We start from the raw sequence: 21,347 nt of genomic DNA on the forward strand, positions 1-21,347 counted from the left end.
ATACCATGCGCCCTACCCTGACCCACCTGGCCCTGCACGTGCCCGATCTGGACGCCTGCATCGATTTCTACCAGCGCTACTGCGCCATGCGCGTGATTCACGAGCGCCCCGGCAAGGGCACGCGCATTGTCTGGATGGCCGAGCCGGGCAAGGAACACCAGTTCATCTTCGTCATCATGCCCGGCGGCCAGGACCGTCACCTGGCCAGCGACGACTACAGCCACTTCGGTTTCGCCCTGGAGAGCCGCGACGCGGTCGATCGCATCGCCGAGCAGGCCAAGCGCGACGGCTGCCTGATCTGGCCGCCGCGCGACGAGCCCTATCCGGTCGGCTACTACTGCGGCCTGCGCGATCCGGCTGGCAACTACGTCGAGTTCAGCTTCGGCCAGCCGCTGGGGCCTGGATCGGAGCGGATGCCGATCCCCTGAAACGCAGAACGCCACCCTCAGGTGGCGTTCTGCTGAGCTCCGGATAAATGGTGCGCGTACGCCTCCCGGTGCCGAGGCTCAATAGGCCTTGCCGGGCTTGTACAGGTTTTCGAAGCAGAAGTTGGTGGCCTCGATATAGCCCTCGGCACTGCCGCAATCGAAACGCTGGCCCTTGAATTTGTAGGCCATCACGCAGCCCTGCTGGGCCTGGCGCATCAGCGCGTCGGTAATCTGGATCTCGCCACCCTTGCCCGGCGGGGTATCGCGGATCAGGTCGAAGATATCCGGGGTGAGGATGTAACGGCCGATGATCGCCAGGTTGGACGGCGCGTCCTCGGGCTTGGGTTTTTCCACCATGTTGCTGACCCGGTAGAGGTCGTCGCGGAGCATCTCGCCGGCGATCACCCCGTACTTGTGGGTTTCCTCGCGCGGTACTTCCTGGATCGCGACGATGGAACAGCGGAACTGGTTGTACAACTTGACCATCTGGCTCAGCACGCTGTCGCCTTCGAGGTTCAGGCACAGGTCGTCGGCCAGCACCACGGCGAAGGGTTCGTCGCCGATCAGCGGCTGGCCGCAGAGGATGGCGTGGCCCAGGCCCTTCATCGCCACCTGGCGGGTATAGGCGAAGCTGCACTCGTCGATCAGGCGGCGGATGCCAGTCAGGTACTTCTCCTTGTCGGTACCGTGGATCTGGTGCTCCAGCTCGTAGCTGACGTCGAAGTGGTCTTCCAGCGCGCGCTTGCCGCGGCCGGTGACGATGGCGATCTCATGGAGGCCGGCGGACAGCGCTTCCTCGACGCCATACTGGATCAGCGGCTTGTTCACCACCGGAAGCATTTCCTTGGGCATGGCCTTGGTCGCTGGCAGGAAGCGGGTGCCGTAGCCGGCCGCGGGGAACAAGCATTTCTTGATCATTAGTACTCCCTGAAAGGTTCTGAATGCGCCGCCAGTCTATCAAGCTGCACTGGCCTGACAACCGCCCACTGCCGGCCGGCCGATGCCGCGATAGAGAAAACCCAGCTCGGCGAGCTGACCGGAATCGTAGATATTGCGACCATCGAACAACACCGGCATGCGCATCGCGGCGCGCACGCGGCGGAAGTCCGGCTGGCGGAACTGCTTCCATTCGGTCACCAGCACCAGGGCGTCGGCGCCCTCGCTGACCGCATAGGGCGAATCGCTCAGCAGCAGCTGGCCGCCGGCGAGGTGTTCGGCGTAACGCCTCGCCAGCGTCGGGGTCGCCACCGGGTCGCACGCCTGCACCCGCGCCCCGGCTGCCAGCAGCGCGTCGAGCAGCACCAGACTGGGCGCCTCGCGCAGATCGTCGGTGCCCGGCTTGAACGCCAGCCCCCACAGTGCCACGACCCGCCCCTGCAGATGGCCGTTGAAATGCTCGCGCAGGGCCTGGAACAGCAGGGTCTTCTGCAGCGCGTTACGCGCCTCCACCGCGCGCAGAATGCCCGGTTCTATGCCTTCGTGCTCCGCCGTGCGAATCAGCGCCTTCACATCCTTGGGAAAGCAGGAGCCGCCGTAACCGCAGCCGGCATAGATGAAATGGGTGCCAATGCGCTTGTCGCTGCCGATGCCGCGGCGCACTTCCTCGATGTCCACCCCCAGGCGCGCGCAGATGCCGGCCATCTCGTTGATGAAGGAAATCTTGGTGGCGAGAAAGGCATTGGCCGCGTACTTGCTGAACTCCGCCGCCCGCACGCCCATGCACAGCAGACGGTCGTGGTTGCGCAGGAACGGCGCGTAGAGTTGGCGCAGCAGCTCCCGACCGCGCTCGTCGTCGCAACCGACTATGACCCGGTCGGGGCGCATGAAGTCGTCCACCGCCGAACCCTCCTTGAGGAACTCGGGGTTGCTCGCCACGCTGACGCGGGCGCTCTGCCCACGCCGTGCCAGGCCGCCGTTGATCCTTTGCGCGACACGTTCGGCGGTGCCCACCGGCACGGTGGACTTGTCCACTACCAGGCAGGCGTGGTCGAGGCGCTCGCCCAGTTCGTCGGCCACCGCCAGCACATGGGACAGATCGGCCGAGCCGTCCTCGCTGGTAGGCGTGCCGACGGCGATGAAGATCACGTCGGCGCGGTGAATACCGAGCCTGAGCTGCTCGGTGAAGCCGAGCTGTCCGCTGGCCAGTTGCGCCTTGAGCATGGGTTCCAGACCCGGCTCGTAGATCGGCAACTCGCCGCACGCAAGGCGCGCCACACGCTCACCATCGAGGTCGACGCACACCACGCGGTTGCCCATCTCGGCGAAACAGGTCGCCGTCACCAGCCCCACGTAGCCCGCCCCTATCACGCAGATCCGCATCGCCGCACCTCCTTGGACTGTTGCAGCGATTGCAGCCGACCGCGGTGGCAGGCATATGAAGATTATGCGAACGGACGATGACAGCCGCCCGCGGCCCGACACGGATGGCGATTTGATCTATAGATGCATAATTGCTAGATTTGAATCTTCAGATACAGATGAGGCACCCGATATGTCAGCAGCCATCCAAACCCAGGGCTTCTCCAGGAGCCAGTGCGTGGTCGGCCTGCGGGCCGCGTTGAAGGTGCTGGACAAATGGAAGGCGTCCTCCGAGCAGGCCTGCCGCATCCTGCGCATTTCGCGCAGCACCTACACCCGGGCCAGGCAAGGCGATGCGCAGTGGGCAGTCGGCCTGGATTTCGACCAGATGCAGCGCATCAGCCTGGTGCTGAACATCCATGCCGCCCTGCGCCTGATATTCGACAATCCCGATAACGTCTACGGCTTCCCCTCGATGGAAAACCGCAACGAGTTCTTCAGTGGCCGCGCGCCGCTGGAGATCATGGCCCAGGGCGACATGATCTCGCTGTACGAGACGTTCAGGCGCATCGACGCGCTGCGGGGCGCACAGTGGTGAGGCTGCAAGAACTGCCGCTGCTGGCCGGCGAGGAGTTGCAGGCCTACCGTCTGGTCAACTCCAAGTTTCCGCCCATCGCCCTGTTCGACGACGTGGCCGACGCGGCGGACTTCGAGGTGCTCTATCAATTGCAGGAGATGACCAATCCGCGGCTGCAGAACGAGATCGGCCGGCTCGAGCTGATCCCCCGCGAGCAAATCCCCTTCGGCATTCCCGGCTGCTCCTACGCCACGGCCCCCTTCACCCACGTCAACCCGGACGGCTCGCGCTTCAGCGACGGCGCGTTCGGCGTGCTCTACCTGGCCGACCGGATGGACACGGCGATCGCCGAAGTGCGCCACCACCAGCAGCTCTACTGGTCACATGTGCCGGCGCTGAACTACGAGCGTTTCGTCTTCAGGGGCCTGACCTGCAGCTTCACCGACGCCGGCATGCGCGACGCCTCGGTGCTGTCGCTGGCCGACCCGGTGCACGACCCCGACGATTACAGCCACGCTCGCCAGCTCGGCAGCGCAGCCAGGCGCGCGGCCTGCCCCGGGCTGCGCTACAACTCCGTGCGCTCGCCGGGCAACCTCTGCTGGGCCCTGCTGACCCCGCGCCCCGTCACCTCGATCATCCAGGCCGCGCACTACGAGATGATCTGGAGCGGCCGGATCGTCAGCGTAAACCGGATCGCCACCACGGGCGGGTGACAGCCGGGCGGTGGCGATTCTCTCGTCAAAAATTGACGATAATCATTCTTGATTGGTTTTAGGTTTCCTAAGCTGCCGCCATCGTCCCTTGAATGGAAATTTGCAGCATGAAGCCAATGTCCCTGCTTCCCCTCGCCGCCCTGCTCATCGCCCCCTTCGCCTCGGCCCGCGAATACCCCATCGGCGAACCCCAGCAATGCGCCGGTATGGAGGTCGGTGCGGTGTACCTGCAGCCGATCGAGATGGACCCACCGGGCATGATGCGCCCGGCGGCCGAATCCGACGTGCACATGGAGGCGGATATCAGCGCCCTGGAGAACAACCGCCACGGCTTCCAGGAGGGCAGCTTCGTGCCCTATCTGAGCATTTCCTACCGCCTGCAGCGGGTCGGTAGCGACAAGGCGATCGAGGGCGACTTCCACGCCATGGTCGCCAGCGACGGGCCGCACTATGGCGACAACCTCAAGCTGGACGGTCCCGGGCAGTACCGGCTGACCTATCGCGTGGCCCCGCCCGGCGGCCATACCCATGCCTTCGGTCGCCATACCGACAAGGAAACCGGCGTAGCCGCCTGGTTCGAGCCCTGCGAGCTGAGCTACAGCTTCACCTATGCCGGCATCGGCAAGAAGGGCGGCTACTAAGCCGCCACCTGCAGGAGAGCCGCATGAGAACCCTCCCCGCCCTCTGCCTCGCGCTGGCCCTGCCCGCCGCGGCCGCGCCGCTACCCAGCTACGAGCTGGAGATCCGCAACGGTCATTTCACCCCGCCCAGCCTGACGGTGCCGGCGCGGCAGCGCTTCAAGATCAACGTGCACAACCGCGGCGAGGGGCCGGTGGAATTCGAGAGCCTGCCGCTGCGGGTGGAGAAGGTGCTCGGCCCCGGCGTCAGCTCGTTCGTGGTGATCCACCCGCTCAAGCCCGGCCGCTACGGCTTCTTCGACGAATTCCACCTGGACCTGCCCGGCGGCTATATCGAGGCGCAGTAAGGAGAACGAATGGAACAGGCACTGCTGATCGTCTGGCGCGAGAGCGTCGAGGCGTTGCTGGTGGTCGGTCTGCTGCACGCCTGGCTGAACCGCCAGGCCGAAGGCCGCCGCCATCTGCCGCTGCTGTGGGGCGGCGTCGCCGCAGGCGCAGCCCTGGCGGCGCTTCTGGCCGGCCTGATGGTGGTGGCCGGCGGCTGGATGAGCGGAGCGGCCGGCGAATGGTTCCAGGCCGCCATGAGCGCCCTGGCCAGCCTGCTGATCCTGCAGATGGTGATCTGGATGGCGCGTAACGGACGCCAGCTGCGCAGCGAACTTCAGAGCCGCGCCGAGCGGGCCCTGGCCCAGGGCCGGCGCAGCGCCCTGGCGCTGCTCGCTACCCTGGCCGTGGCCCGCGAGGGCAGCGAGATCGCCATCTTCCTCTATGGCACCGGCGGCACGGCCAACGTCGCGCACCTGCTGGGCGGCGCCCTACTAGGCGCGGCGCTGGGCGCGGTCAGCTTCGGCCTGCTCCAGCTCGGTAGCCGGCTGCTGGACTGGCGCCGCTTCTTCGCCGTCAGCGAGGTGCTGCTGCTTCTGCTCGGCGGCGCCATGCTGATGAATGCCCTGGATCGCGCCAGCGGCCAATTGATGGGCCTGGAACTGCCCGAGGCGCTCTATGCCGGGCTGGGCGATCCGCTGTGGGACAGCACCGCCTGGCTCGACGACGGTTCGCGCTGGGGCGGGCTGATCGCCGGACTCACCGGCTACCGGGCCATGCCCTCGGCCGCCGCGGTGTTGCTGTTGGGCGGCTTCTGGTTGCTGGCCTGGCGCTGGCGGCGGCCGAGCCGGGCTCGCCCATGAAGGCTGTGCTGGATCGTCGCCTAAGCGCCTTCGGCGACGCTCTGCGCCGGCACGCCGGCCTGATTCGCCGGCTACAGTGGGCGGTGGTGGCGTTCTATGCCGTGCTGCTGGTGATTCCCGCTTTCCTGCCTCTGCCGGATAGCCAGGCGCGCATCCTGAGCGACCTGACCCTGTTCGCCCAGTTCGTGTTCTGGGGCATCTGGTGGCCTTTCGTGCTGCTCTCGGTGGTGCTGTTCGGCCGCCTGTGGTGCGGCCTGCTGTGCCCCGAGGGCGCGCTCAGCGAATGGGCCAGCCGCCATGGCCGCGGCGGTGGCGTGCCGCGCTGGATGCGCTGGAGCGGCTGGCCGACCCTGGGCTTTCTGCTAACCACCCTGTATGGCCAGCTGATCAGCGTCTACGACTATGCCCAGGCCGCGCTGCTGATCCTCGGCGGATCGACCCTGGCGGCCATGCTGGTCGGCTGGCTGTACGGGCGCGGCAAGCGCGTGTGGTGCCGCTACCTGTGCCCGGTCAGCGGCGTGTTCGCCCTGCTGGCCAAGCTGGCGCCGATGCACTATCGCGTCGACGAGCAGCGTTGGCGAGAAAACGCCCCGCCACATCTGCCGCCGCCCAACTGCGCGCCACTGCTGGATATCCGGCGCATGTGCGGCGCCTCGGCCTGCCACGCCTGCGGCCGCTGCAGCGGCCAGCGCGACGCGGTACGCCTGATCGCCCGCTCCGGCTGCGAGGAAATCGTCCGTTTCGGCAACACCCCGGACAACCGCTGGGACGTCGTTCTGCTGCTGTACGGGGTCATCGGCCTGGCCACCGGCGCCTTCCAGTGGACGATCAGCCCCTGGTTCATCGCCCTCAAACAGCGCCTGGCCGAATGGCTGGTGGTGCACGGACAACTCTGGCCGCTGCAGGCCGATGCGCCCTGGTGGCTGCTGACCCATTACCCGCAGCTCAACGACGCCTTCACCTGGCTGGATGGTCTGAGCATCTGCCTCTACCTGGGCGCAGGCGCCCTGCTGCTGGGCGGCGCGCTGCACCTGTCGCTGATCGCCGGCGGCGCCCTGGCCGGGCAGTCGCGCAGCTTCGTGCGGCATCTGGCGCTGTGCCTGGTGCCGAGCGGGGCGGCCGGATTGTTCCTCGGGCTGTCCTCGACCACGGTGAAACTGCTGCGCTACGAGGGGCTGCAACTGCTCTGGGTGAACCAGGCCAGGGCCGCGCTGCTGCTTCTGGCCGGTGCGTGGAGCCTGTGGCTGGGCTGGCGCGTCTGCCAACGGCTGCCAGCCCGGCAGCGACTGTCACCGATAAGCGGCTTGCTGCTGGCCAACACCCTGCTGGGTTATTGCTGGTGGCTGCAGTTCTGGGGCTGGTAGCAGATCGTCTGCCTTTCGATGGTTTGGTGCGCATGGTGTTCAGCCGGGGGACATAGGTAACGGGTGTCGGGAGACATAGGTAACGCATTTAGGCTTACGGCGTTCATCGAATCGGGAGATCGAGTGATGCCGTGGCCGGAGCGCAGCACTATGTCGATAAAACGTGAGTTTGTTCTGCTGGCGGGGCAGCCCGAAAGTAATGTGCGGGAGCTTTGTCGGCGCTATGGCATCAGTCCCAGGACGGGGTACAAATGGCTGGCTCGGTACCGTGAGCACGGCGATGCCGGTTTGCAGGATCGCTCCCGACGTCCCTTGAGCAGCCCAGGGCGCAGCGATCCGACGTTGGAGCAAACGGTGGTGCAATTGCATCACCGCTACCCCTACTGGGGGGCTCGCAAGCTGCGAAGCTTGTTGCTGGCTGCGGATATTGCTCCGCCCCATCACAGCACGATCGATGCGATCCTCAAGCGCCACGATTGTCGCGTCCTCTACCACAACGAACAGACGCAACCGCCGGCTAGCCACCGTTTCGAGCATCCAAACCCGAACGACCTCTGGCAGATCGACTTCAAGGGTCACCTTCCCCTCAACGATCGCCGTTCGTCTCGCTGTCATCCCCTGACACTGTTGGACGACCACTCGCGCTTTTCTCTCTGCCTGCAAGCCTGCGAGGGAGAGCGGCTGGAGCTGGTCAAACCGCATCTGATCGATGTCTTTCGCCAATACGGCTTGCCGCTGCGCATAACCGCCGACAACGGACCGCCCTGGGGCTCGAATATCGCCGGTGGACTATCCACGCTGGAGGTTTGGCTGATGCGCTTGGGGATCGAGGTCAGCCATAGCCGGCCTCATCACCCGCAGACTCAGGGCAAGCTGGAGCGCTTCCACCAGACACTGAAACGTGAAGTGCTGCATCGCTCGTTCAGCGACTTGCAGCACTGTCAGCGGGCGATGAACCGGTGGCGAGACGAATACAACCACTACCGTCCGCACGAAGCGCTGGACCAACGGCCGCCCATAGAACGCTATCGGCCCAGCCCACGTAGCTACCCGGAACAACTGCCAACAATCGAGTACGAACCGGGAGATCACGTAGTGAAAGTACGTCGGACCGGGCAGGTGTATTTCAAAGGACTCAACGTCTTCGTCAGCGGCGGTTTGTACGGGGAGAGGGTCGCCATCCGCCCCACCGCCGAAGATGGCGTCTACGATGTGGTTTTCATCCGCAAAGCGCTACGTCAGATAGACCTGAGGCAACGGGCAACATGATCATCAACCTGTTACCCATGTCTCCCGACAGGTGTTTACCATGTCCCCCGGCTGAACACATGGCGCACCCTACGGGACCGTTATTGGCAGGCGTAACGTAGGGTGCACCGCTCGCACCACGGGACCGCGCACATTTCCACGAACTTGGTGCGCATGTCCTGGGCGGCCCCGCGCCCCCTACAGACCGCGTACTGCGGTTTTTCTCAGACCGCGCGCAGCTCGAAGCGCTCGAACAGCTGCTCGAAATAGGGCCATAGCTGGCCGGCCTCGGCCGGGGTGGGCGCGGCGCCGAGCTGGGAATCGAGCATCTGCTGCGGCCGCGCCAGTTGCACGGCGAAGTGCCGCACGCCGAGCGTGGCCAGGCGTTCGCCCAGGCGCTGCAGGCGCTGGCAATCGAGCAGATGCCAATGCACCGTGGTCCGGCATTCGTAGGCCACGCCGCTGTCGAGCAGCAGCTCCAGGCTGCGCCAGTTGGCCTGACCGCTGCCGCTGACGCCGGTGATCAGCGCGGTCTCTTCCTCCAGCGCCTTGACGTCGAAGCCGACCCAGTCGCACTGCGCCAGGGCTCGGCCGAACGAGGCCGGCTTGATCCCGGCGCTGTGCAGGCCGACCTTGAAGCCCAGTTCGTGCACGCGGCGCATGGCCGCCGGCAGCGCCGGCTGCAGGGTCGCCTCGCCACCGGAGAACACCACGGCCTGCAGCAGCCCCTGGCGCTGCTGGAGGAAGCCCAGCACCTTGTTCCAGCTCCATTCGCTGGGGCCGCGGCGGCGGATCAATTCGGGGTTGTGGCAGTAGCGGCAGCGCCAGGCGCAGCCCTGGCAGAACAGCACGCAGGCCAGGTGATCCGGGTAATCGAGGGTCGTCAGCGGCTGCAAGCCGCCGATGCGCAGTGGGCTGTGCGAGGCGTGACGCTGAAGGGACGACGAACAGGAACTGGACATGGCGGTGACTCCGGCGGCGGACAGGACGAAGCCCGGATCGCGCTATGCGATCCGGGCCTGGTGGAAGGATCAGCGCGGCTCGGCGAAATGCTGGCGCTCGCGATGCTCGGACTGCTTGCCCGGGTTGAAGGCCGCTACCGGGCGGTGGTAGCCCATCACGCGGGTCCAGACCTCGCAGCGCTGACGCTGGGCTTCGGGAAGTTGCACGGTTGCATTCATGGTGTTGCTCCTTGCTGTTGGGGGTGGGTTCAGGCTCCGCCGCAGGCGCCGCAGCACTGCTGCTTGTGCAGCAAGGCCTCGTCGCACTTGGGACAGAACTCGTGTTCGCCTGCCAGGTAGCCGTGTACCGGGCAGATGGAGAAGGTCGGGGTGATGGTCAGGTACGGCAGGCGGAAGCGACTGAGCGCGGTGCGCACCAGCTGCTTGCAGGCCTGCGCCGAGGAGATCCGCTCGGCCATGTACAGGTGCAGCACGGTGCCGCCGGTGTACTTGCACTGCAGCTCGTCCTGCAGTGCCAGCGCCTCGAAGGGATCGTCGGTGAAGCCCACCGGCAGCTGCGAGGAATTGGTGTAGTACGGCGCCTGCGGCGTGCCGGCCTGGATGATGCCGGGGAAGCGCTTCTGATCCTCCTTGGCGAAGCGGTAGGTGGTGCCCTCGGCCGGGGTGGCCTCCAGGTTGTACAGGTGGCCGCTCTGCTCCTGGAACTGCACCAGGCGCTCGCGCACGTGGTCCAGCACCCGCAGCGCCAGCTGCCGGCCGGCCTCGGTGTGCAGCCCCTCGCGATCGCCGGAGAAGTTGCGCAGCATCTCGTGCAGGCCGTTCACGCCGATGGTGGAGAAGTGGTTGCGCAGCGTGCCGAGGTAGCGCTTGGTGTAGGGGTAGAGGCCGGCATCCATATGGTGCTGGATCACCTTGCGCTTGACCTCCAGGCTCTCGTAGGCCATGCGCAGCAGCTCGTCCAGGCGCAGCAGCAGGCCGGCCAGGTCGTGGCGATAGAGATAGCCCAGGCGCGCGCAGTTGATGGTCACCACGCCGAGCGAGCCGGTCTGCTCGGCCGAGCCGAACAGGCCGTTGCCGCGCTTGAGCAGCTCGCGCACGTCCAGCTGCAGGCGGCAGCACATCGAGCGCACCTGGTTGGGCTGCATGTCCGAGTTGAGGAAGTTCTGGAAGTACGGCAGGCCGTAGCGCGCGGTCATGTCGAACAGGCGTGTGGCGTTGTCGCTGTCCCAGGGGAAGTCGTGGGTGATGTTGTAGGTCGGGATCGGGAAGGTGAACACCCGGCCCTTGGCGTCGCCGGCCATCATCACCTCGATGTAGGCGCGGTTGATCAGTTCCATCTCCGCCTGCAGCTCGCCGTAGCAGAATGGCATCTCCACCCCGCCGATCACCGGCACCTGCTCGCGCAGGTCCTCCGGGCAGACCCAGTCGAAGGTCAGGTTGGTGAAGGGGGTCTGGGTGCCCCAGCGCGACGGCACGTTGAGGTTGTAGATGAACTCCTGCAGCGACTGGCGCACCTGGGCGTAGCTCAGGTTGTCCTTGCGCACGTAGGGCGCCAGGTAGGTGTCGAAGGAGCTGAACGCCTGGGCGCCGGCCCATTCGTTTTGCAGGGTGCCGAGGAAGTTGACCATCTGCCCCAGGGCACTGGACAGGTGCTTGGGCGGCCCCGCCTCGACCCGTCCCGGCACGCCGTTGAGGCCTTCATGCAGCAGGGTGCGCAGCGACCAGCCGGCGCAGTAGCCGGCGAGCATGTCGAGGTCGTGGATATGCAGGTCGGCCTCGCGATGAGCCCAGCCGATATCGGCGCTGTAGACCTCGTCCAGCCAGTAGTTGGCGGTGACCTTGCCGGCCACGTTGAGGATCAGCCCGCCCAGGGAATAGCCCTGGTTGGCGTTGGCCTGCACCCGCCAGTCCTCGCGCGAGAGGTACTCGTTCATCGACGCGGCCACGTCCACCAGGGTCTTGCGGTCACGGCGCAGGCGGCCATGCTGCTCGCGATAGACGATATAGGCGCGGGCGGTAGCGTAGTAGCCGGCTTCCATCAGCACCCGCTCGACGCGGTCCTGCACCTGCTCGATATGCAGGTCGGGCAGATCGAGCAGGCGCGCCAGCACCGCGTCGGCCAGCTGCCCCGCCAGGGTCGGATCGAACTCGCCGCAGGCCTGCCCGGCCGCGGCGATGGCATCGCGGATCTTGCCGAGATCGAATGGAACGACGCTACCGTCGCGCTTGCACACCTGCTGCGGATAGCCGCCTGATACGGAACTGGGCATGTCACCTCCTTGCACTACATATGGGTGTTTCATCTCGCCGAAACACAATATGCAGTGGAAGTTACGCGAGAAAACCCGCTCCAGGATTGACTCCGGTCAAGAATCGCCGGCGAGCGTTCGCGGCGCGAGGCCGGGCGAACCCGAAGCGGTATAAATGACCCGATCCAGGTAGAAATCACCCTGACGGAACCAGGTATTTCTCACCCGAAAGGCGGATAAAGCCTTGTATATCAGCGTATTAGGGATGGCACAGGGATTGCTCAAGCCTGTTCGACCTCATTTGGCTTTGCTCGCACCCGTGGCAAACGTCCAACTACCCAGCCCTAGCCGATGCCCTGGAGCCGCGATGAAGAACCTCATTCAACCCTTGGCCTGGTACCTGCTGCTGACCTCGGTTCTGGCGCTGGCCAGCGCCTTTTCCCTGAGCCTGGTCAGCGGGACCATCTACGCCCAGGCCCTAATGCCTGCTTACCAGCCGGGCTCGAGCGCGCCGCTGCCGGCGATGCACGGCGGCCAGTGCTGAAGCGCCGCAGTCCCTCGCCGCGCCGGCCGAACTGCGCCACCCTGGCCCGATGGGCTAGGCTGATGCGCATTGTTCCGGCGACCCGCGCCCACTTCATTGCCACAGGAATGTCCCCATGGTGCTTCATCGCGTACACCACCAGATCCTCCGCAGCCACCACCTGTTCGAACCCTTGAACGAGGAGCAGCTGGACGAGCTGATGGCCACCAGCCAGCTGCTCAATATCGACAAGGGCGAGCCGCTGTTCCGCCAGGGCGAGCCGGCGCACTCGTTCTATTTCGTGATTTCCGGCGCGGTGAAGATCTACCGCGTGACCCCGGACGGCCAGGAAAAGGTATTCGAGGTGATCGGCAACCGGCAGACCTTCGCCGAGGCGATGATGCTGATGGATACCCCCAACTACGTGGCCTCGGCCGAGGCGGTCGGCCCCTCGCAGGTCTACCGCTTGTCCAACAGCACCTATATGCGCCTGTTGCAGAGCAACGCCCGGCTGCCCTTCGCCCTGCTCGGCAAGCTGTGCGTGCGCCTGCACCAGCGGGTCAACGAGATCGAGACGCTGTCGCTGAAGAACGCCACCCACCGGGTGGTGCGCTACCTGATCACTCAGCTCGCCCGCCTGCCGGACGGCGGCAACAGCTTCGAGCTGCCGATGGCCAAGCAGCTGATCGCCGGGCACCTGTCGATCCAGCCGGAGACCTTTTCGCGGATCATCCGCCGGCTGATGGACGAAGGCATCATCGACCAGGACGGCCGCCAGATCACCGTGCTCGATCGGCAGCGTCTGGAAGAGTTCGAGTGAGAAGGGAATCGTCATGCCCAAGTGCCTGTATTGCCAGCAAGACAATCCCCCTCGGGAGGCGGAATGCCGCACCTGCGGCATGCCCCTGCCCGCCCTCGCCGACGGCGCGGACCAACGCCGGCAACGGCGTTTCCTGTGGTTCTGCATCGGCCTGAGCCTGTTCTGCGCGGCGATGATTCTGTGGCTGCCGCGCAGTATCGACTGAGCAGCTCTCCCCAGGATCCTCTGCTGACAATCGGTGCGCATGGCGCACCCTACCCGCCCTCCCCGATACCGACGATATCCGTAGGGTGCTCTGTGCGCACCAAAGCGCCAAATCGGCCCGCTGGCTGCTGGCTGGCTACGCCTGGGTCAACTGCCGATACAGCTGCGGCAAACGCAGCGGCAACTGTTGCGGCTGGCGGATCAGGGTGTAGCCGTTGGCGCCGAACATATACGGCAGGTAGTCGCCGGCCTCGCGGTCGATGGTGATGCAGAACGGCAACAGGCCCTGCCGGCGCGCCTCCAGCACCGCCTGGCGGGTGTCTTCGACGCCGTAACGGCCCTCGTAGAGGTCCAGGTCGTTGGGCTTGCCGTCGGTCACCAGCAACAACAGCTTGCGCCGCTGCTTGCAGGTGCCGAGCAGCCGGGTGGACTGGCGGATCGCCGCGCCCATGCGCGTGTAGTAGCCGGGCCTGAGCGCCTGGATGCGTCCGCGGATGCGGTCGTCGTAGCGCTGCTGGAAGCGCTTGAGCTCCTGCAGGCGCACCTGCTGGCGGCGCAGCGAGGAGAAGCCGTACAGGGCGAAGTCGTCGCCCAGCGCCGACAGCGCCTCGCCGAACAGCAGCAGGCTGTCGCCGATCACGTCGATGACCCGGTGCTGATCGTCCAGGTGCGCCTCGGTGGACATCGACAGGTCGGCCAGCAGCAGGCAGGCCAGATCGCGGCGGCTGGGCCGCTGCTCCATGAACAGCCCACGCTCGGCGCACTGGCCCTGCTGGCGCTCGACGTGGAAATCCAACCAGGCCTGCAGGTCCAGCTCCGCGCCCTGGGCTTGCTGGCGCAGCCACTGGCGGTCGTTGCGCAGGTGTTCGAACTGACGGCGCAGGCGCCGCGCCAGGGGCGCCAGACGCGGCGGCAACGGCTGCGCCTCGGCTCCGCGCGGCAGCATCAGCTGCAGGTTGACGAAGCCCTCCTGCAGGCACTGCTTGCGGTAGTCCCACTCCGGCAGCTTGATGCCCTCGCCCAGCGGAATGTCATCGACATCCGCCGGCGGCAGGTCCAGGTGCAGCTTGAGCCCGCCGCCTTGGCGACGACGCTGGCGCGACAGGGCCAGTTCGTCGAGATCCTCGGCGACCCGGGCGGCGTCCAGGTCCTCGCTGTCGTCGCCGCAGCGATCCAGGTCGATATGCTCGGACCAGCTGAACAGGTTTTCCAGGCGAAACAGCAGCAACCCGCCCTTGCCGGTGCTTTCCTCGATCCGCTTGGCGCGCTTGCGCACGATCTGCGGCTCGGCGCCCGGCGCCGGCCGATTGCCCTCGCCCTCCTCGTCCTCATCGGCCAAGGCGCTGGCCTGGGGCTCACCGAGGTTTTCCGCCGGGTACAGCCACAGCGGCAGCGGCCAGGGCGCGCGTTCGCTGCGCGGGAACTGGGCGACACTGCCCGGCTCGCGCAGGGCCTGACACAGCGCCGCCTCCAACGCCGCCTCGTCCTTGCCCAGCTGGCGCGGGTCCGGGCGCAGCGGCAGCAGGGCATCGACCAGGCGCCGGTAGCGCGGGCGCAGCGCCGGGTAGCGCTGCAGCAGCTCCTGGGTCCAGCGCTGGTTGTCGCGCGCCCAGTGACGCATCGGCCCGGCCTGGGCCGCGAGCAGCGCCAGCCAGCGGTACAGCTCGCGGTTCAGCTCGGCCTCGGGATACACCGCCAGGCTCGGCGGCAGGCGCAGGTTGCTGGCGTCGCACCAGGCCACCGGCAGTTGCTGGCAGGTGCCGGCGACCTGTTGCAGCAGGTTGCGCCGCAGCACCAGGTCGCGGGCGCCGGCGGCTTCCACGGCGACTCCGCTGGCGCCGCCCAGGGCGCGGAACAGTAGGGCCAGCGGGCGCTGCATGTTGCTCAGCTCGATGCGCGCCTCGGGAAAGTCCGGGCTGGCGTGACGAGTGATGAAGCGGTGCCAGACGCTGCCCACCCACTCTTCCACTTCGACGCTAAAGGCCATTTGCCTCACCTCTTTAATCCCAATGGGGCAGTCCCGTAGGGTGGGCCATGCGCAGCAGATCCGGCTGCAAACGTCTTGGTGCACACGGCGCACCCTACGGCCCTGGAATGCAAAACGGCCCGCTGTAGCAGCCGGGCCGTCGTTTCAGTCGCTTTTCATCCGTCTCAGGCCGCGGCGGTAGCGGCAGCCACCGTTACCCGGCCACGCTGCCTGAAGCTGTACAGGTAGCAGACCAGGCCGACCAGGAAGAACACCCCGGCGATCAGGCGCAACCAGAAGAACACGGCCAGCTGGTCGACGGTGCTCATGAACGACAGGGCCGCGCCGTCGGCCGGCATGCGCTGCAACCAGACCTGCACCACACCGGCGGCGGTGAGGAACAGGGTGATCGCCACCATCGACAGGGTCATCAGCCAGAAGCCCCAGATCTCGACGGTCTGCGCCCGCGCGTCCGGTGCCTCGCCGAGCCCGCGCAGACGCGGCATGGCGTAGCTGATCATGGTCATCACGATCATCGCGTAGGCGCCGTAGAACGCCAGGTGACCGTGCGCAGCAGTCAGTTGCGAGCCGTGGGTGTAGTAGTTCACCGGCGCCAGGGTGTGCAGGAAGCCCCACACGCCGGCACCGAGGAAGGCGGTGACGGTGGTGCCCATGGCCCACAGCGAGGCGGCGCGGTTGGGGTGCTCGCGGCGACGCCGGCTGACCATGTTGAAGGCGAACAGCACCATGGCGAAGAACGGCACCGGCTCCATCGCCGAGAAGATCGAGCCGACCCACAGCCAGACCTCGGGCGCACCGATCCAGAAGAAGTGGTGGCCGGTGCCGAGGATGCCGGTGATCAGGGCCATGGCGATGATCACGTAGAGCCATTTCTCGATCACTTCGCGGTCGACGCCGGTGATCTTGATCAGCACGAAGGCCAGCATCGAGCCCATGATCAGCTCCCACACGCCTTCCACCCACAGGTGCACGACGAACCACCAGTAATACTTGTCGCGCGCCAGGTTCTCCGGGTTGTAGAAGGAGAACAGGAAGAACACCGCCAGGCCGATCAGGCCGGTCATCATCACCATGCTGATGGTGGTCTTGCGGCCCTTGAGCAGGGTCATGCCGATGTTGAAGAGAAAGCCCAGGGCGACCACCACGATGCCGATCTTGGTGATGGTCGGCTGCTCGAGGAACTCACGCCCCATGGTCGGCAGCAGCTCGTTGCCGGTCAGCCTGGCCAGCCCTGCGTAGGGCACCAGCAGGTAGCCGAGGATGGTCAGCACGCCGGCGCTGGCGAACACCCAGAACAGGACGATCGCCAGCTTCGGGCTGTACAGCTCGCGGTCGGCCTCTTCCGGCACCAGGTAATAGGCCGCGCCCATGAAGCCGAACAGCAGCCAGACGATCAGCAGGTTGGTGTGCACCATCCTCGCCACGTTGAAGGGAATCAGCGGGAACAGGAAGTCGCCCACCACGTACTGCAGCCCCATGATCAGACCGAACAGGATCTGCCCGACGAACAGCATCAGGGCGAACACGAAGTAGGGTTTGGCCACGGCCTGCGATTGGAACTTGAGATGCGGGTTCATGATGGTCATCTCTCAGCCCTCCTTGTTTGGCGGCCAGTCGTTGGTGTCGATCTTCGAGGTCCACTTGAGGAACTCGGCCATATCGTCCACTTCCTGCTCGCTCAGGTTGAATTGCGGCATCGCCCGACGCCCCGGCACACCCAGCGGCTGCGCCTTCATCCAGGCATGCAGGAAGGGTGCGAAGGAGGCGTCCCCGCCGCGGCGCTCGAACACGTTGCCCAGCTCGGGGGCGAAGTAGGCCCCCTCGCCCAGCAGACTGTGGCAGCCGATGCAGTTGTTCTGCTCCCAGACCAATTTGCCGCGCGCCACCGACTCGCTCAGTTCCGACTCGTTACTGCGTTCTGGAAAGGTCTGCTCTGTGTGGTAGGTCAAGGCCAGGAACACCAGGAAGAAGAACACGCTTCCCCCGAAGTAGATGTTCCTGGCCATGCCCTTGGTGAAGGTCTCTGACATGGTCGCTTCCTCTTTGCTAGGCATGGCCATTCTAGGAAGCGCCTTATCGAAATCCGCTTGATGGCAATCAAGAAAGAAACCTATCGGGTTGATCGGGTATTCAGCGGCGTAGGAAAAGGCCTGGGCAGCGCCGTGCCGGGACTGGTCTCGAGGATTCGTGGGTTAGACGCCCGTCTCGCAGCCATGACTCGCCACCTGGTCGGCCGGCGCCGTAACCCACCATGGCGATCGGCGAAACGACAATGGAGCCTAGGGTTGGAATGGCGATTAGCGGAGGTTGCGGCGGTGGCCTTCTCCCATGACGTCCACCGCGCTGCTTGTGGGTACCCCGCCCCGGGGCGAAGCTTGTCAGCCGCCGGCAGCGGCCCATTGGCCGCGGGGCGCGGCTCCTACCGGCGCGGCGAGCTTGACCCTCGCCGGTTCAATAGCCCGGCAGGGTCAGCAGGATGCCCAGCGCCATGCTCAGCGGCCAGGCCAGCAGCAGGCCGCGCCACAGGCGCGGGGCGTGGCGCAGCTCCATGAAGCCGTCGGCGATCAGCCAGGCCTTGCCCAGCGCCGCCAGCAGCACGCCGCCGACCAGCAGCAGGGTCGACCCGGCGTTGCCGAGCAGCACGGTGACCAGCGACAGCGCCGCCAGCCCCAGCCAGTAGCAGAGCAGCAGTTTCGACGAAGTCATCGCAGCTTCCCTCAGTTGAGCACGTAGACCAGCGGGAACAGCAGCACCCAGACCAGATCGACCATATGCCAATAGAGCACGCCGGACTCCGGCGCGCTGTAGTTGCCGGGGCCATAGGCGCGGCGCCGACAGCGCTCGGCCATCCAGGCGAGGATCGCCATCCCCAGCAGCACGTGGAGGAAGTGGAAACCGGTGAGCAGCCAGTACAGGGTGAAGAAGGTGTTGTATTCCAGCCCCAGGCCCTGGCCGGCCAGGTGGGCGTATTCGCCAAGCTTGAGCCAGACGTAGACGCCGGCCGAAAGCAGCGCCGCCAGCAGCGCCAGCGCGGCGAATCCCTGGCGGGCCTGGCGCACCTGCTGCAGTGCCAGCGCGGCGAACAGCCCCGAGGTCAGCAGGCTGAGGGTCAGTGCCAGGCCGGTGGAGGTATCCAGCAGCTGGCGGCTGGCGGCGAACTGCTCGGGAAGCAGCAACTGGGTCACGCCGAAGGCGAGGATCAGGATGGCGAACAGCGACAGCTCGGCGAGGATGAAGAACCACATGGCCAGGTCGCCGGGCAGGCGCCGACCTTCCGCGAGTGCCTCAGGCGAAATGGACATCGACCACGTCCATCAGCGCCGCCACCGTCTGCGCATCGTCCGACAGCGGCTCGGCCAGGCAGGCCAGGCAAGCTTCGCGCGGGCTCATGCCGGAGCGGATCATGCGTGCGGTGAAGATCAGCAGGCGGGTCGAGGCGACTTCCTCCAGGTCGTGCTGCTCCAGCCGGCGCAAGGCCTGGCCGAGCTTGACCACCTGGGCCGCCAGCCCGGCATCCACTTGCGCCTCGCGGGCGACGATGCGCTCCTCCTCGGCTGGCGCCGGGTAGTCGAAGCGCAGGGCGACGAAGCGCTGGCGCGTGCTCGGTTTCATGCCCTTGAGCAGGTTCTGGTACCCCGGGTTGTAGGACACCACCAGCATGAAGCCAGGCGGCGCGCGCAGCACCTCGCCGGTGCGCTCCAGGTACAGCTCGCGGCGGTCGTCAGCCAGCGGGTGGAGCACCACCGCGGTGTCCTGGCGCGCCTCGACCACCTCGTCGAGGTAGCAGATGCCGCCCTCGCGCACGGCCCGGGTCAGCGGCCCGTCCTGCCACCAGGTGCCCTGGGCGCCAATCAGGTGGCGGCCGACCAGATCGGCGGCGGACAGATCGTCATGGCAGGCCACGGTGTACAGCGGCAGCCCCAGGCGGTGCGCCATGTGCTGGACGAAGCGGGTCTTGCCGCAGCCGGTCGGCCCCTTGATCAGCACCGGCATGCCGTGCTGCCAGGCCTGCTCGAACAGCACCTGCTCGTTGCCCTGGGGTTGGTAGAACGGCGCGTCCGCCAGGCGGAGCGTTTCGAAGGATTTCTCCGGCGCATTCACAGGCATTACCTCATCGCTGCGTGACTCATGGCTGCACGCTACCCGCGACGCGCCGCCGCGCTCAAGGCGCGCGTCGGCATCTCTTGATTGCGGTCAAGCGCATCGCCGATGGGCCTGTTTAGGATGCCCTGCGTCAGGCGCCTTCTCGTTCGCGGGCAAGCCATCGATCGGCGTAGCGCCGGTACGGCGTCCAACGGGAGGCGCGCCATGCCCCCATCAGCCCTGAGGAAATACCCATGACAAAACGCCTGATCCCCTTGCTCGCCCTGGGCGCTGCGCTGAGCCTGCAACCGGCCATGGCACAGGACGCCGAAGCCCTGTTCAAGAGCAAACCCTGCGCGGCCTGCCACAACGTCGACATGAAGATGGTCGGCCCCGCGCTGAAGGAAGTGGCGGCCAAGTACGCCGGCAGCGAGGGCGCGGTCGAGTTGCTGGCCGGCCACATCAAGAACGGCACCCAGGGCAACTGGGGTGCCATGCCGATGCCGCCCAACCCGGTGACCGACGAAGAGGCGAAGATCCTCGCCGAATGGGTGCTGTCCCTTCAGTAACGCCCAGGCGGACATCGGCGCCGGGCCATGCGGCAACGGCATCGATGTCCCCTCCTCCCTTTCATTGGCGCCCCGGCGGCTCGGATCGTCGGGCGAGTCCCCATGGGCGAATCCGAGCGACGCCCGGCCTGCCCGCAAGCCATCTCGCCACGAGTCGTTGTTCAAGTAGCGCTGGCCGGTCTGTACGCCGGTAATGGCTCTGGTTCGCGCGGCGCACCCTACGCAGGGTTGCGCCGTGCGTACCGCTGACAAGCGGATTGCCGGTGCGCACGGCGCACCCTAGGGTCAGCTCAGCGTATAGCCGTTGTCCACCACCCAGTCCTGGCCGTAGACGCCGCGCGCGCCCTGGGACAGCTGGAAGAGGATGACGCTGGCGACGGACGCGGCATCGAGGAAGCGGCCGGGCAGCAGGCGTCGGGTGACGCCTTCGGCCACCTGCTCCAGCTCCTCGTCGCTGAGCCCCAGGCTGCCCCAGATCGCGGTGGCGGTCGGCCCCGGCGACACCAGGTTGATGCGCACCCCCAGCGTCGCCAGTTCCACCGCCAGGGTGCGTGCCTGCGCGGACAGCGCCGCCTTGCTGGCAATATAGGCGGCCAGCCCGGGAAAGCTCGAGCGGGTCAGGAAGCTGCTGACGAACACCACCGAAGCCGGCCTGGCCAGCTCGCCACGCAGCGCCGCCAGGGTGTTCAGCGCACCGGCGCCATTGACCGCCCACTGGCGGTCGAAGGCGGCCAGATCGAGGCTGTCGGCCAGCTCGGCGATCCCGGCATTGGGCACCAGGTAGTCGACCGGGCCGATCTGCGCGGCGCGCCGGCCGAGGGCCTGCAGGTCCTCGCTGCGGGTCACGTCGCCACCCAGCCAGAGCAGGCGCGAGGAGTAGGTCTCGTGCAGCGCCGGCAAGCCGCCGGGGCTGCGCGACATCGCCAGAACCCTCGCGCCGCGTTGCAGCAGGGCCGCGCATAGGGCCAGGCCGATGCCGGAGCTGGCACCGGTGACCACCGCCAGGCGATCCTGGAATTCGCTTTTCATCGTCACTCTCCGTTGCCCGGCCAGCGCCGGGCGGCAGGGCCGCCTTTCCGCGGAAACGACGGCCGGGTTTCGCGCGCCGGCGAGCTTGCTCGCGCCATACGCAACGCTGTCGCGCACGCTCGGCACCTCTGCGCGGCGGATGTATGCGCAGCGGCCAGGGATATTTCTACAGGCAAGGGCAGCCGCTAGAACTTGATCGCAATCAGCTTTCGCGCGCGGACCGCGCTCGGCGAGGTGACGGAGCAGTGGTGCACGCGGCGCACCCTACGGCCGGTCGCGGGTGCTGGGTTATTCGACGTGCCGCTTGGCGACGTCCGCGGACTCGCTGTCGCGCAGCGACTTGCGAAAGCCGCCGATCGCCCCGCCCAGGTCCGCGCCCAGGGTGCGCAGACGTTTGCTGCCGAACAGCAGCACCGCGATCAGCAGCAGGATCAGCAGTTGCCAGATACCGATAGCCATGATGGTTTC

The 21,347-nt window shown here is 66.6% G+C and carries 24 protein-coding genes and 1 pseudogene; 12 read left to right on the forward strand and 13 right to left on the reverse strand.

The genetic code is table 11. The annotated features are described in order from the left end of the window. Positions 1-5: 5 nt before the first annotated feature. The gene (locus ACUTAF_RS09620; protein WP_445579734.1) at positions 6-428 is read left to right on the forward strand and encodes a VOC family protein; all 423 of its coding nucleotides are present in this window, start codon (positions 6-8) and stop codon (positions 426-428) included. Between the two features lie 78 nt (positions 429-506). On the opposite strand, the gene galU is transcribed toward ACUTAF_RS09620, so the two are convergent. After that, positions 507-1,346, reverse strand: coding sequence for a UTP--glucose-1-phosphate uridylyltransferase GalU (gene galU, locus ACUTAF_RS09625; protein ID WP_445579735.1), 840 nt, complete (start codon positions 1,344-1,346; stop codon positions 507-509). Positions 1,347-1,385: 39 nt separating this feature from the next. Then, entirely contained in the window at positions 1,386-2,747 is a 1,362-nt protein-coding gene (locus tag ACUTAF_RS09630; protein WP_445579736.1) for a UDP-glucose dehydrogenase family protein, read from the reverse strand. A gap of 172 nt (positions 2,748-2,919) precedes the next feature. On the opposite strand from ACUTAF_RS09630, the gene ACUTAF_RS09635 reads away from it, so the two are divergent. The 7 genes and pseudogenes from ACUTAF_RS09635 to ACUTAF_RS09665 all read left to right on the forward strand — a co-directional run bounded on the left by ACUTAF_RS09635 (position 2,920) and on the right by ACUTAF_RS09665 (position 8,529). Next, positions 2,920-3,324: an antitoxin Xre-like helix-turn-helix domain-containing protein gene (locus ACUTAF_RS09635; protein WP_445579737.1), complete on the forward strand. Its 405-nt coding sequence runs from the start codon at positions 2,920-2,922 to the stop codon at positions 3,322-3,324. Beyond that, positions 3,318-4,016, forward strand: a complete 699-nt coding sequence (locus tag ACUTAF_RS09640; RefSeq protein WP_445579738.1) for an RES family NAD+ phosphorylase — start codon at positions 3,318-3,320, stop codon at positions 4,014-4,016. The genes ACUTAF_RS09635 and ACUTAF_RS09640 overlap by 7 nt, the downstream gene beginning before the upstream one ends. A 107-nt stretch (positions 4,017-4,123) precedes the next feature. Continuing rightward, positions 4,124-4,657 carry an iron transporter gene (locus ACUTAF_RS09645; protein WP_445579739.1) on the forward strand — a complete coding sequence of 178 codons (534 nt, stop codon included), beginning with the start codon at positions 4,124-4,126 and terminating at the stop codon, positions 4,655-4,657. Positions 4,658-4,680: 23 nt separating this feature from the next. Next, entirely contained in the window at positions 4,681-5,001 is a 321-nt protein-coding gene (locus ACUTAF_RS09650; RefSeq protein WP_445579740.1) for a cupredoxin domain-containing protein, read from the forward strand. Between the two features lie 9 nt (positions 5,002-5,010). Continuing rightward, positions 5,011-5,841 carry an FTR1 family iron permease gene (locus tag ACUTAF_RS09655; RefSeq protein WP_445579741.1) on the forward strand — a complete coding sequence of 277 codons (831 nt, stop codon included), beginning with the start codon at positions 5,011-5,013 and terminating at the stop codon, positions 5,839-5,841. Next, a complete protein-coding gene (locus ACUTAF_RS09660) occupies positions 5,838-7,205 on the forward strand; it encodes a 4Fe-4S binding protein (RefSeq protein WP_445579742.1) in 1,368 nt (455 codons plus the stop codon). Before ACUTAF_RS09655 ends, ACUTAF_RS09660 begins: the two co-directional genes overlap by 4 nt. A 126-nt stretch (positions 7,206-7,331) precedes the next feature. Beyond that, positions 7,332-8,529: pseudogene (locus ACUTAF_RS09665) on the forward strand (IS481 family transposase). Between the two features lie 148 nt (positions 8,530-8,677). On the opposite strand, the gene ACUTAF_RS09670 reads toward ACUTAF_RS09665, so the two are convergent. The 3 genes from ACUTAF_RS09670 to ACUTAF_RS09680 form a co-directional block, all read right to left on the reverse strand. Continuing rightward, on the reverse strand, positions 8,678-9,415 hold the full coding sequence (locus ACUTAF_RS09670) for an anaerobic ribonucleoside-triphosphate reductase activating protein (protein WP_445579743.1): 738 nt from the start codon (positions 9,413-9,415) through the stop codon (positions 8,678-8,680). A 69-nt stretch (positions 9,416-9,484) separates the two neighbouring features. After that, the gene (gene nrdD, locus ACUTAF_RS09675) at positions 9,485-9,634 is read right to left on the reverse strand and encodes an anaerobic ribonucleoside-triphosphate reductase (protein ID WP_445579744.1); all 150 of its coding nucleotides are present in this window, start codon (positions 9,632-9,634) and stop codon (positions 9,485-9,487) included. A 29-nt stretch (positions 9,635-9,663) separates the two neighbouring features. After that, positions 9,664-11,685, reverse strand: coding sequence for a ribonucleoside triphosphate reductase (locus ACUTAF_RS09680; protein WP_445579745.1), 2,022 nt, complete (start codon positions 11,683-11,685; stop codon positions 9,664-9,666). A 346-nt stretch (positions 11,686-12,031) separates the two neighbouring features. On the opposite strand from ACUTAF_RS09680, the gene ACUTAF_RS09685 reads away from it, so the two are divergent. The 3 genes from ACUTAF_RS09685 to ACUTAF_RS09695 all read left to right on the forward strand — a co-directional run bounded on the left by ACUTAF_RS09685 (position 12,032) and on the right by ACUTAF_RS09695 (position 13,212). After that, entirely contained in the window at positions 12,032-12,208 is a 177-nt protein-coding gene (locus ACUTAF_RS09685) for a hypothetical protein (RefSeq protein WP_445579746.1), read from the forward strand. Positions 12,209-12,323: 115 nt separating this feature from the next. After that, entirely contained in the window at positions 12,324-13,007 is a 684-nt protein-coding gene (locus tag ACUTAF_RS09690; RefSeq protein WP_445579747.1) for a Crp/Fnr family transcriptional regulator, read from the forward strand. A gap of 13 nt (positions 13,008-13,020) precedes the next feature. After that, positions 13,021-13,212 carry a DnrP protein gene (locus ACUTAF_RS09695; RefSeq protein ID WP_445579748.1) on the forward strand — a complete coding sequence of 64 codons (192 nt, stop codon included), beginning with the start codon at positions 13,021-13,023 and terminating at the stop codon, positions 13,210-13,212. A gap of 135 nt (positions 13,213-13,347) precedes the next feature. On the opposite strand, the gene ACUTAF_RS09700 is transcribed toward ACUTAF_RS09695, so the two are convergent. From ACUTAF_RS09700 to ACUTAF_RS09725, 6 genes are all read right to left on the reverse strand, one after another. Continuing rightward, a complete protein-coding gene (locus ACUTAF_RS09700) occupies positions 13,348-15,198 on the reverse strand; it encodes a nitric oxide reductase activation protein NorD (protein WP_445579749.1) in 1,851 nt (616 codons plus the stop codon). Between the two features lie 164 nt (positions 15,199-15,362). Beyond that, positions 15,363-16,784 carry a cbb3-type cytochrome c oxidase subunit I gene (locus tag ACUTAF_RS09705; protein WP_445579750.1) on the reverse strand — a complete coding sequence of 474 codons (1,422 nt, stop codon included), beginning with the start codon at positions 16,782-16,784 and terminating at the stop codon, positions 15,363-15,365. A gap of 3 nt (positions 16,785-16,787) precedes the next feature. Further along, a complete protein-coding gene (locus ACUTAF_RS09710) occupies positions 16,788-17,228 on the reverse strand; it encodes a c-type cytochrome (protein WP_445579751.1) in 441 nt (146 codons plus the stop codon). Positions 17,229-17,649: 421 nt separating this feature from the next. After that, complete coding sequence (locus tag ACUTAF_RS09715; RefSeq protein ID WP_445579752.1) at positions 17,650-17,904, reverse strand: cytochrome C oxidase subunit IV family protein; 255 nt, start codon at positions 17,902-17,904, stop codon at positions 17,650-17,652. Between the two features lie 11 nt (positions 17,905-17,915). Beyond that, on the reverse strand, positions 17,916-18,500 hold the full coding sequence (locus ACUTAF_RS09720) for a cytochrome c oxidase subunit 3 (RefSeq protein WP_445579753.1): 585 nt from the start codon (positions 18,498-18,500) through the stop codon (positions 17,916-17,918). Continuing rightward, positions 18,484-19,263 carry a CbbQ/NirQ/NorQ/GpvN family protein gene (locus ACUTAF_RS09725; RefSeq protein WP_445582425.1) on the reverse strand — a complete coding sequence of 260 codons (780 nt, stop codon included), beginning with the start codon at positions 19,261-19,263 and terminating at the stop codon, positions 18,484-18,486. Before ACUTAF_RS09725 ends, ACUTAF_RS09720 begins: the two co-directional genes overlap by 17 nt. Positions 19,264-19,535: 272 nt before the next feature. Here ACUTAF_RS09725 and ACUTAF_RS09730 point away from each other — a divergent pair, with 272 nt between their 5' ends. Beyond that, positions 19,536-19,850: a c-type cytochrome gene (locus ACUTAF_RS09730; protein ID WP_445579754.1), complete on the forward strand. Its 315-nt coding sequence runs from the start codon at positions 19,536-19,538 to the stop codon at positions 19,848-19,850. 285 nt (positions 19,851-20,135) lie between these two features. Here ACUTAF_RS09730 and ACUTAF_RS09735 read toward each other — a convergent pair whose 3' ends face one another. Together ACUTAF_RS09735 and tatA are read right to left on the reverse strand one after the other, a co-directional pair. Continuing rightward, complete coding sequence (locus tag ACUTAF_RS09735; RefSeq protein WP_445579755.1) at positions 20,136-20,879, reverse strand: SDR family NAD(P)-dependent oxidoreductase; 744 nt, start codon at positions 20,877-20,879, stop codon at positions 20,136-20,138. A gap of 288 nt (positions 20,880-21,167) precedes the next feature. Then, on the reverse strand, positions 21,168-21,341 hold the full coding sequence (tatA, locus tag ACUTAF_RS09740) for a twin-arginine translocase TatA/TatE family subunit (protein WP_445582426.1): 174 nt from the start codon (positions 21,339-21,341) through the stop codon (positions 21,168-21,170). Positions 21,342-21,347 lie beyond the last annotated feature (6 nt).

Source organism: Pseudomonas sp. SP16.1 (assembly GCF_052682975.1).